This window comes from Paraburkholderia sp., assembly GCF_036488505.1.
GTDB lineage: Bacteria > Pseudomonadota > Gammaproteobacteria > Burkholderiales > Burkholderiaceae > Paraburkholderia.
Map to the genome: position 1 here is coordinate 1 of NZ_DASXHN010000355.1, position 10,621 is coordinate 10,621.

Genomic DNA, 10,621 nt, shown 5'->3' on the forward strand with positions numbered 1-10,621 from the left:
GAGACCGACGAATGCGGCGGTCCCGAATTCTTCTCGGGCGGCTCGAAGCTGCTGACGGCGCCGGGCTTCGGCGGCAAGCTCACGCCCGATGCGATCGAAGCCATCATCACGCGGCGCGCCGATATCCACTATCCGAAGCCCAAGGTCGTCACGCTGACGCAGTCGACCGAACTCGGCACCGTCTACAGCGTCGAGGAAGTGCGCGCGATCGCCGCGATCGCGAAGCGCCGCCGCCTGAAAGTGCATATGGACGGCGCGCGTTTCGCCAACGCGGTTGCCGCGCTCGACGTGCATCCGTCGGAGATCACGTGGCGCGCCGGTGTCGACGTGCTGTGCCTCGGCGGCACCAAGAACGGTTTGCCGGTCGGCGAGGCGGTGGTGTTCTTCGATCGCGCGCTGGCCGACGATTTCGCCTACCGCCTGAAGCAGGCGGGACAACTCGCGTCGAAGATGCGCTTTATCTCCGCGCCCTGGCTCGGCCTGCTCGACAACGACGTGTGGCTGCGCAACGCGCGTCACGCGAATGCGATGGCGCGGCTACTGCAGACGCGGTTGCAGGACATTCCCGGTGTGAGCATCATGTTCCCGAGTGAATCTAACGCGGTTTTCGCGCAGTTGCCGCCGCTTGCCGCCAAGGCGATGCGCGCGCGCGGCTGGAAGTTTTACGAGTTCATCGGCGCGGGGGGTTGCCGGCTGATGTGCGCGTGGGACACGCAGCCGGACACGGTCGAGCGTTTTGCCGCCGACGTGCGCGAGCTGTGTGCCGCGTGATGCCAGGAGATGCTACGAGATGGGCGCGGCGCGATGCGAGCAAGTTTGCCGGGCAACCGCCAAACCACACCCCCACCACCCCGCACCCAACGACAATCAGCTACAGACACGAGAAAAGAGACGTCCCCCGCCATGACCGAGTACCGATTCTGTCCTCGCTGCGCCAAACCGCTGACCGAGCGCAGCGATCCCGAACACGAAGGCGGCCGCGTCCGCCAGAGCTGCCCCGATATCGAGTGCGGCTACGTCCACTGGAACAACCCGTTGCCGGTCGTCGCCGCGATCGTCGAGTACGAGGGCAAGGTCCTGCTCGCGCGCAACGCCGCATGGCCCGAGGGGATGTTCGCGCTGATCACCGGCTTCCTCGAAAACGGCGAGACGCCGGAGCAGGGTATCGCGCGTGAAGTGCTCGAAGAAACGTCGCTGCATGCGCAGTCGGTCGAGTTGATCGGCGTCTACGAATTCATCCGCAAGAACGAACTGATCATCGCGTATCACGTGAAGGCGCACGGGACGATCGCGCTGTCGCCGGAATTGCTCGAATACCGGCTGGTCGAGCCGGCGAAACTGCGGCCGTGGCGCGCGGGCACCGGCCAGGCGCTCGGCGAATGGATGCGCCGGCGCGGCCTGCCGTTCGAATTCGTCGACCGGCCGGGACAATGAAAAGCGTGAGCGTGGCGCGGGCCGACGTATCGCGCGACGCGCCAGGCGACGACCCCAACCGCGACGCAGACCACGACACAAACCATCTCCCGGATAACGCAGAGCCAGCAACAACCAACCCGAACACCACGGCAACGGAATCAACGAGCGGTTCATTCACGTCAATCAGCGGTCATTGAGCTCACGCTCACGGAGAAAGCGGCATGGCCTACATTTACTACCTGACCCACATTCATCTGGGCTACGACGCACTGTTGGAGCTGCCGTCCGAATGCGCGCGCATCGGCATCAAGCGTCCGCTCTTGATCAGCGACAAGGGCGTGGTCGCGGCCGGCATCGTGCAGCGTGCGCTGGATGCGTTGCAGCCTGGCAATGTGCCGGTCTTTGACGACACGCCATCGAACCCGACCGAAGCGATGGTGCTGGCCGCCGCCACGATGTATCGCGACGAGGGCTGCGACGGCCTGATCGCGGTCGGCGGCGGTTCGTCGATCGATCTCGCGAAGGGTGTCGCGATTGCGGCCACGCACCCGGGGCCGCTCACGCAATATGCGACGATCGAAGGCGGCAGCGCGAAGATCACCGCTGCCGCCGCGCCGCTGATCGCGGTACCGACCACCGCGGGGACCGGCAGCGAGGTCGCGCGCGGCGCGATCGTGATCCTCAACGACGGCCGCAAGCTCGGCTTTCACTCGTGGAGCCTGCTGCCGAAAGCGGCGCTATGCGATCCAGGTCTCACGCTCGGTTTGCCGCCGGGGTTAACCGCCGCGACCGGCATGGACGCGATCGCGCATTGCATCGAGACCTTCCTCGCGCCGGCCTTCAATCCGCCCGCCGACGGCATTGCGCTCGACGGCCTCGAGCGCGCGTGGGCCAGCATCGAGCGCGCGTGCGCGGACGGCGGCGACCGCGAAGCGCGGCTGAATATGATGAGCGCGTCGATGCAGGGGGCGATGGCGTTCCAGAAGGGCCTCGGCTGCGTTCATTCGCTGTCGCATCCGTTGGGCGGGCTGAAGGTGAACGGCAGCACGTCGCTGCATCACGGCACGCTGAACGCGGTCGTGCTGCCCGCGGTGCTGCGCTTTAACGAGCGCGCGCCGAGCGTGGTGGCCGAGCGCCGCTTTGCGCGGATGCGTCGCGTGATGGGCTTGCCGGAGCACGCCGATCTCGCGCAGGCGCTGTTCGACATGACCGCGCGGCTCGGCCTGCCGACCAGCCTCACACAGATGGGCGTCGACGAAAGCATGTTCGACAAGGTCGTGCAGGGCGCACTGGCGGACCATTGCCATCGCACGAATCCGCGTGAAGCGAGTGCCGATGACTATCGCCGCATGCTGACCGAATCGCTTTGACCCGCGTTGATCCGCTCCGACCTTCGTATCGACCACGCGCCCCATCCAATGAACCGACCCGCCCCGGCCGCGCGCACCGCGTACCCGCATTTCCTGCCGATCACGACACGCTGGATGGACAACGACGTGTACGGTCACGTGAACAACGTCGTCTATTACAGCTACTTCGATACCGTCGTGAACGAGTATCTGATCCGTTCGCGCGTGCTTGACTTCGAGCATGGCGCGACGATCGGGCTCGTCGTCGAAACGCAGTGCAACTACTTCACGCCGCTCGCGTTTCCGGATCGCGTCGATGCGGGCTTGCGGATCGCGCGGCTCGGCGCGTCGAGCGTGCGCTACCAGGTGGGGCTTTTCAGGGAAGGCGAGGACGCGCCCGCCGCGCAGGGGCACTTCGTCCACGTCTACGTCGATCGCGTGACGCGCCGCCCGGTGAGCAGCCTGCCTCGCGAACTGCGCGCGGCGCTGGCGCCGCTGTGTGGCGCCAGCCAGGAGGACTGAACGGCGCGACGGCAGGACGCAGGCGAATCAGCGCAAAACACGACGCAACAAAGACGCATCACAGGTGGAGCAGGCGCACACAGCCGGTGTTCGGGCTGTCCTCCAACCTGCTGCTCCGGAGGCCGCCTGCTGTTTTTCAGCCGTGCCGGGTATGGCTGGGCGCGGACTGATGAACGTGACGCACGTGAAAGGCCGCGTGCTGTGTCAAGCGTCCTTATTGATGAGCCACTCGTGCGCCGGATCGTTATGGAAATGCCAGACCCGCCGACTGCCCGCCATCACGTTCAGATAGTACGAGTCGTAGCCATACGGCACGACGACCGGATGATAGCCACGCGGCACCATCACCACGTCGTGATTCTCGACGGCCATCGATTCGTCGATGTCGCGCGAATCGGTGTACACGCGCTGGAACGCGAAACCTTGCGGCGGATCGAGCCGGTGATAGTAGGTTTCCTCGAGCGAGCTTTCGTGCGGGATATTGTCGGTATCGTGCTTGTGCGGCGGATAGCTCGATGCATGCCCGCCCGGTGTCCTGACCTCGACGACCAGCAGCGATTCCGCCGGCTCGGTCTGCGGAAGAATATCGCAGACGTAGCGCGTATTCAGCGATTTGCCACGCGTCGAGCGCTTCATCGACGCGGGCTCGATCAGCCGCGCCGGGTACTCGCCTTTGGCCGGCGCGCTGCCGACCCCGAGCTCTGTGTCGCGGCATGCGCGCACGGTCGCGCGCACGTTCGGGGGCAAATACACCGCGTACGGCGCGGCGTCCTCGAACACGCTGTCGCGCGAGCCTAGCGAGGTCCACGTCGCGTTCGGTGTTTCGACGTCGACCGCGCCGCTCAGCACGACGATGCACGTCTCGCGCGAGGTCTCGAACACGTGCACGACTTCGTGCGTGCCGAGCCGGTACGCGGCGAATCCCACATGGCGCCAGCAAGCCGACTGCGGCGTGACGCGCGCGATCGTCTGGCCTTCGCGCTCGGCCTTCACCAATAAGCTCATGCTGCCTCCTTGTTCACGCCATCGAGCGGTGCATCGACGAGCGCGCGCAGTGTGCTGAAGCCTCTTTGCGCGTACTCGAACGACGGCGCCACCACCGGGTCATGTTCCGCCTCGACGACGAGCCAGCCGCAATAACCATGCCGCTTGAGCCTGTCGATGATGCCCGCAAAATTCACCGCGCCGTCGCCCGGCACCGTGAACGCGCCGGCCATCACCGCATCCAGAAAGCTCCAGTTGCGATTGCGCGCGAGCTTCGCGACCGCCGGGCGCACGTCCTTGCAATGCACGTGACACACGCGCGCGATGTGCGTGTCGAGCACCGCGAGCGCATCGCCGCCCGCGAACGTGACGTGCCCGGCGTCGAATAGCAGTCCGACCGCGTCGCTCGTGCGCGCCATCAACTGATCGATGTCAGCCGGCGTCTCGACATACGCACCCATATGATGGTGGTACGCAACCCGCACGCCGCGCGACAGCGTATAGCGCGCGAATTCGTCGACTTTCGACGCGTACGCATCCCATTGCGCGTCGCTGAAAAAACGCGGCCGTTGATAGAGCGGCCGCGGCGCGCCCTGAATCGAATCGGCGACTTCGCCGTACACCATCACCGTCGCGCCGTTGCGCGCGAGCAGCTCCAGATGCGGACCCGCCGCGGCGATCTCGTCGGCGACGCTGCGTTTTGCCAACTGCCCTGAGTACCAGCCGGAGACGAGCGCGAGGTCGTACTGCGCGAGCAGTGTCTTCAACGCCTGCGGCTCGCGCGGAAACTTGTTGCCGAGCTCGAAACCCTGGTAGCCGATCTGGCGGCCCTCGCTCAGCGCAAGCTCGAGCGGTGTTTCGCCGCCGAGCGACGGCAGGTCGTCGTTCATCCACGACAGCGGGTTGATACCGATGCGTACGTCGAAAGCAGTCATGCGCGGCTCCTCATGGGTGATCGTCGTGGTCGCTGTGGATGCCGTGGTCGGTGCGCGGCGACGGCGCGAGCGGTGCCGTGCGCGCCGCCAGCTGCGCATCGTGTTTCGCGCGCGCGTCGCGCACCGCATCGCGTGCCGACACTTCGGGCACCGCGACTTCCCACCACCAGCCACCGTCTTCGGTGCTGCGGGCCGGGTCGGTGTCGATACTGATCACGTACGTGCGATCCGCCGCGCGCGCGCGTTGCAGCGCCGCTTCGAGTTCCGCGATATTGCGCGCATGCTCGGCATTGGCGCCGAGTGCGCGCGCATGGGCGGCGAAGTCGACGCGCGGCGCGCCGGCGGGTGCGTGTACGCAGTCATGGAGCAGGTTGTTGAACGGCGCGCCGCCGCAGGCCTGTTGCAGACGATTGATGCAGCCGAAGCCGCGATTGTCGAGCACCACGATAATCAGCTTCGCGCCGAGCATCACCGAGCTCGCGATTTCGCTGTTCATCATCAGATAGCTGCCGTCGCCGAGTATCACGATCACCTCGCGATCGGGCCGCGCGAGCTTCACGCCGAGGCCGCCGGCGATTTCGTAGCCCATGCACGAATAGCCATATTCGACGTGATACGCGCCCGGCCGGCCCGCGCGCCACAGCTTGTGCAACTCGGCGGGCAGGGTGCCGGCCGCGCACACGACGATGTCGTCGGTGGCCGATTGCGGGCTCGATCGTTGCACCGCGCCGATCACGTCCCCCTCGTACGGCAACACCGCGTCGCGTTGCGGCGCGTGCGTCAGCGAGCTGACCGTGTCGCGCCAGCTCGATGCGAGTTTGTGTGCGCGCACGGTCCACGCGCGCTCCGCATGCCAGCCTTGCAGCGTTTCAGCTAGCGCATCGAGTGCAAGCCGCGCATCGGCCTCGACGGCGAACGCGCGGTGCTTGAGCCCATCGAACGCGTTCGCGTTGATCGCGATCACGTCGGCCTGCGTGAACAGCGTGTTCGAACCGGTCGTGAAATCCTGCAGACGCGTGCCGATGGCGAGCACGCAATCGGCATCGTGCGCGAGCGCGTTCGCCGCCGGCGAGCCGGTCACCCCGAGCGCGCCGGTATTCAGCGGATCGTTCCAGGCGAGCGAACTCTTGCCGGCCTGGGTTTCGGCGACCGGCACGCCATGCGCGCTGGCGAAGCGATGCAGCGCATCGGCCGCGCGGCTGTATAGCACGCCGCCGCCCGCGACGATCAGCGGACGCTTCGCCTGCCGCAGGCGCGCGCACGCGGCGTCGATATCGTCGATGCGTGGCGCGGGCGCATGAAAGCGCACGACGCGCGGGGCAAAAAAGTCTTCCGGGAAATCCCACGCCTGCGCCTGCACGTCTTGCGGCAACGCGAGCGTGACGGGTCCGCATAACGCGGCGTCGGTCAGCACGCGCAGCGCGCGCGGCAGCGCGCTGAGCAACTGCGCCGGATGCACGATGCGGTCGAAGTAACGCGATAGCGGCTTGAACGCATCGTTCGCGGACACGCCGCCGTCGCCGAAATCCTCGAGTTGCTGCAATACCGGATCGGGCGCGCGCGACACGAAGATATCGCCGGGCAGCAGCAGCACCGGCAAACGGTTTACATGCGCGAGCGCGGCGGCGGTCAGCAGATTGGTCGCGCCCGGCCCGATCGACGTGGTCACCGCCATCATCCGGCGGCGCAAGTGTGCCTTCGCAAACGCGATCGCGCTGTGCGCCATCGCCTGTTCGTTGTGCGCGCGCAGTGTCGGCAGTTCGTCGCGATGCTGATACAGCGCTTCGCCCATCCCCGCGACATTGCCGTGACCGAAGATCGCAAACACGCCGCCGAATAGCGGCTCGACGCCGTTGCCGTGTTCAGTCGCAACGCGTTGCGCGGCGAGATAGCGCACCAGCGCCTGGGCCATCGTCAGGCGAACGGTGCCGCCGGTGTTGGCCTGCGCTTGTGTTTGCCCTTGCCCATGTGGATGGCCGACGCTCGCGGCTAACGGGTCGCCATGGATGATGCGCTCGTTCATGCGGCCTGCTCCTGATCAACATGATGCGGCGTGCCCGCCGTGCCTGGCGCGATGGGCGCGCCGCGCGCGCTTCGCCATGCGGCGATCAGCGTTTCGAACGTATCGCGCACGCGCCTGATCAATTCGTCGTCGCCGATGTCGCCCGCCAGCCACGCATGGCTCGGCTCGTGAAAGATCGTGCGGCCGACCGTGAAGCCGCGGCAGGTTGCCGATTGCGCGGCGGCACGAAAGCTTTCGGTCAACTGTTCGACGGCGGCCGACAAACCGAGCAGCACGACACCGCGGCAGTAAGGATCGCGCTCGGCGATCAGCGCGTCGACGGTTCGCCATTGCGCAGCATCCATCGGTTCGAGCTTCCACCACTCCGGATAGATGCCGAGGTTGTACAGCCGCTTGAGCGCGCGATACACGATGTCGGGCCCCAGCGGCAGCGATGCATGCTTAGGCGGAATCACTTCTAGCAATAGTTCGTGGCCGCTTGCCTGGGTCGCGTCGTACAGCGCGCGCAGTTGCGCTTCCTGTTCGAGCCGCTGCTCGATCGGCTCGTCCGGATGAAACTGCACCAGACACTTGACCACATGTTCCTGCGGCCACGCGATCAGCGTGGTGCCGATCGAACGGCCATGATCGAACACGAGCGGCACCGAGCCCGGCAGTTCGACCGGACGTCCGATCCACCAGCCGCGTCCGGTCGCGGCGTTCAACGCGTCCTGCCCGTAACGGTCGTCGATCAGCACGCCGATGCGGCCTTGCAGATCCAGCCCGCGTTCGGTCTGCGCGACGGCTTCGACGAACAGGTTCTTCAGATGCGCAATGCGCGTTTCGTCCGCGCCTGTCTGCTGCACGAGTTCGAAGAATGGGTTGCGATGATCGAACGCAAAGCCGAGCACTTCGTGCCACGGTTTGCGTGCAGGCGACACGCGATGCAGACGCGCGAGCTTCGCATCGCGATCCGGGCGGCGCATCCGCTGCGGATCGGCTTGCGCTTCGCGCAGGAAGTAATCGAGTTCGGCCGGCGTCGGCATCGCCGGTGCGCAGCCGTGGCGCGACACCACCAGCGCGCCGCTCGCATTGGCGGCGCGCGCGCACGCGTCGAGCGGCTGATCGCGCAGCCAGCCGGACAGGAAACCGGACGCGAATGCATCGCCCGCGCCGAGCACGTTCAGCACGTCGACTTCGACGCCGCCGTGAATCGGCGCATCGTCGAGAGAAGAGGGCATCTCGCCGTCGATGATCTGACAGCCGAGCGGCCCGCGCTTCAACACCAACGTGGCCGAAGTCACCGCGCGCACCACCGTGAGTGCATCGAGCAGGTCGGTGTTGCCACCGGCGATGCGGAATTCTTCCTCGGTGCCGATCACCAGATCGAACAGCGGCAAAATGCGCTGCAAATGCGCGCTCACGCCTTCGTTCGCGACAAAGCGTGTTTCGCCGTCGGCCTTGCCAGTGAGACCCCACAGCACCGGGCGATAGTCGATGTCGAGTACGGTGCGCACGTCGTTGCGGCGCGCGTAGTCGAGCGCGCGACGGCTCGTGCGATTGACCTGTTCGGTCGAGAAGTGCGTGCCGGTGATCAGCAGCGCTTTCGATGACGCGATAAACGCGTCGTCGAAGTCGGCTTCGTCGACGGCCATATCCGCGCAGTTCTCGCGGTAGAAAATCAGCGGGAACGTGTCGCGATCCTTCAGGCCGAGCAGCACCAGCGCGGTCAACCGTTGAGGGTCGATGCGCACGTGGCTCACGTCGCAGCCTTCCTTCGCGAGCGTCTCAGTCAGAAAGCGGCCCATATGATCGTCGCCGACGCGCGCGAGCATCGCCGCGTCGAGCCCGAGCCGCGCGCAGCCGAACGCGATATTCGCCGACGAGCCGCCGAGATATTTCGCGAAGCTCGCGACGTCCTCGAGCCGCGCGCCGACCTGCTGCGCGTACAGATCGACCGCGAGCCGGCCGAGGCAGATGATGTCGCGGCTGCGTCCCGGCGCGAAGCGGCTGCCGCCCGCGGTGCTGCCCGAAGTGCTACCCGCGGTGCTGCTGGAGGTGCTGGAGTGAGCCATGAATAGTCCTGGGTAGTCCTGGATAGCTGGGCGCGGTGGCCGGTACCGCATGTGCCGGGGAAACCGCGCGAGTCCGTCAGATCGTCGCGCCTTCGAGTTCGCCGATCATCTTCTGCATCTCGGCGCCGCCGGCCATCATGTCGAGCACTTCATCCTTGGTGATCGTCTGTTTCGTGAACGTGCCGAGCGAGCGGCCGCGATTGAGCAGCGTGAACGAGTCGCCGATCGGGTACGCGTGGTGCACGTTGTGCGTGATGAAGATCACCGAGATGCCTTTGGCGCGCGCCTTGTGAATCAGCTTCAACACGTTGAAGCTCTGCTTCACGCCGAGCGCGGCGGTCGGTTCGTCGAGAATCAGCACGCGCGCGCCGAAGTGAATCGCGCGCGCGATCGCGAGACACTGCCGCTCGCCACCCGACATCGTGCCGATCGGCTGATGCGGGTCGCGCACGTTGATGCCCATTTCGGCGAGCTTGTCGCGCGCGGCGCTCGCACAGGTGTCGAGGTCCATCACGTTCAGAAAGCCGAACAGTTTTTTCTGCGGCTCGCGTCCCATGAAGAAATTGCGCGCGACCGACAGCAGCGGCACCAATGCAAGATCCTGATAGACGGTCGCGATGCCGAGATCGAGCGCGTCTCTCGGCGACGCGAAGCGCACTGCCTTGCCATCTACCTTGTAGATACCCCGGCTCGGTTGGTAGACGCCCGCCAGCGTCTTGATCAACGTCGACTTGCCGGCGCCGTTGTCGCCGAGCAGGCAATGCACTTCGCCGCGTTTGAGGCGCAGCGTGATGTCGTTGAGCGCGATGATGTTGCCGAAAAAACGGCTGACGTTTTCGAGCGCGAGGATATAGTCGTCTTCGCCCGGTTCGACGGGAGTCATCGTGAACCTCCTAGCGCGACGCCGCGACGCGGCCGCGCACGTAGTGGTTGAACAGCACGGCCAATAGCAGCATCACGCCAAGAAACACGCGGAACCAGTCCGAATCGACATTGGTGTACGTGATGCCGATCTGCACGACGCCGAAAATCAGTGCGCCGAAACACGCGCCGATCACCGAGCCGTAGCCACCGGTGAGCAGCGTGCCGCCGATCACCGCAGCAATGATCGCCTCGAACTCCGCCTGCAAACCGCGGTCCGCGGCGGCCGAACCGATGTCGCAGACCTGCAGCACCGCGTACAGGCACGAGCAGAACGCAGTCAGCACGAACAGCGAAATCTTCACGCGCCGCACGGGTACGCCGACATTCTTGGCCGCGTTGGCATCGCCGCCGACCGCGAAGATCCAGTTGCCGAAACGGGTCTTCGCGAGCGTGAACGCGCAGACCACCGCCAGC

The 10,621-nt window shown here is 66.0% G+C and carries 10 protein-coding genes; 4 read left to right on the forward strand and 6 right to left on the reverse strand.

Annotated features, from left to right (window positions below; all coding sequences use genetic code 11):
* The 4 genes from VGH68_RS21095 to VGH68_RS21110 all read left to right on the forward strand — a co-directional run.
* On the forward strand, positions 1-771 hold a 771-nt coding region (locus VGH68_RS21095), incomplete at its 5' end, for a threonine aldolase family protein (protein ID WP_331605641.1).
* Positions 772-903: 132 nt separating this feature from the next.
* Complete coding sequence (locus VGH68_RS21100; protein ID WP_331605642.1) at positions 904-1,434, forward strand: NUDIX domain-containing protein; 531 nt, start codon at positions 904-906, stop codon at positions 1,432-1,434.
* A gap of 203 nt (positions 1,435-1,637) precedes the next feature.
* Complete coding sequence (locus VGH68_RS21105; RefSeq protein ID WP_331605643.1) at positions 1,638-2,786, forward strand: iron-containing alcohol dehydrogenase; 1,149 nt, start codon at positions 1,638-1,640, stop codon at positions 2,784-2,786.
* A 48-nt stretch (positions 2,787-2,834) separates the two neighbouring features.
* Positions 2,835-3,287 carry a thioesterase family protein gene (locus VGH68_RS21110; RefSeq protein ID WP_331605644.1) on the forward strand — a complete coding sequence of 151 codons (453 nt, stop codon included), beginning with the start codon at positions 2,835-2,837 and terminating at the stop codon, positions 3,285-3,287.
* A gap of 204 nt (positions 3,288-3,491) precedes the next feature.
* On the opposite strand, the gene iolB is transcribed toward VGH68_RS21110, so the two are convergent.
* The 6 genes from iolB to VGH68_RS21140 form a co-directional block, all read right to left on the reverse strand.
* Positions 3,492-4,292 (reverse strand): 5-deoxy-glucuronate isomerase, encoded by an 801-nt coding sequence (gene iolB, locus VGH68_RS21115; protein ID WP_331605645.1) that lies wholly within the window; start codon positions 4,290-4,292, stop codon positions 3,492-3,494.
* Positions 4,289-5,206, reverse strand: coding sequence for a myo-inosose-2 dehydratase (gene iolE, locus VGH68_RS21120; RefSeq protein WP_331605646.1), 918 nt, complete (start codon positions 5,204-5,206; stop codon positions 4,289-4,291). The genes iolB and iolE overlap by 4 nt, the downstream gene beginning before the upstream one ends.
* Before the next feature lie 10 nt (positions 5,207-5,216).
* On the reverse strand, positions 5,217-7,229 hold the full coding sequence (gene iolD, locus VGH68_RS21125) for a 3D-(3,5/4)-trihydroxycyclohexane-1,2-dione acylhydrolase (decyclizing) (protein WP_331605647.1): 2,013 nt from the start codon (positions 7,227-7,229) through the stop codon (positions 5,217-5,219).
* Positions 7,226-9,283: a bifunctional 5-dehydro-2-deoxygluconokinase/5-dehydro-2-deoxyphosphogluconate aldolase gene (locus tag VGH68_RS21130; protein ID WP_331605649.1), complete on the reverse strand. Its 2,058-nt coding sequence runs from the start codon at positions 9,281-9,283 to the stop codon at positions 7,226-7,228. Before VGH68_RS21130 ends, iolD begins: the two co-directional genes overlap by 4 nt.
* A gap of 76 nt (positions 9,284-9,359) precedes the next feature.
* Complete coding sequence (locus tag VGH68_RS21135) at positions 9,360-10,166, reverse strand: ATP-binding cassette domain-containing protein (RefSeq protein ID WP_331605651.1); 807 nt, start codon at positions 10,164-10,166, stop codon at positions 9,360-9,362.
* A gap of 10 nt (positions 10,167-10,176) precedes the next feature.
* On the reverse strand, positions 10,177-10,621 hold a 445-nt coding region (locus VGH68_RS21140; protein ID WP_331605652.1), incomplete at its 5' end, for an ABC transporter permease.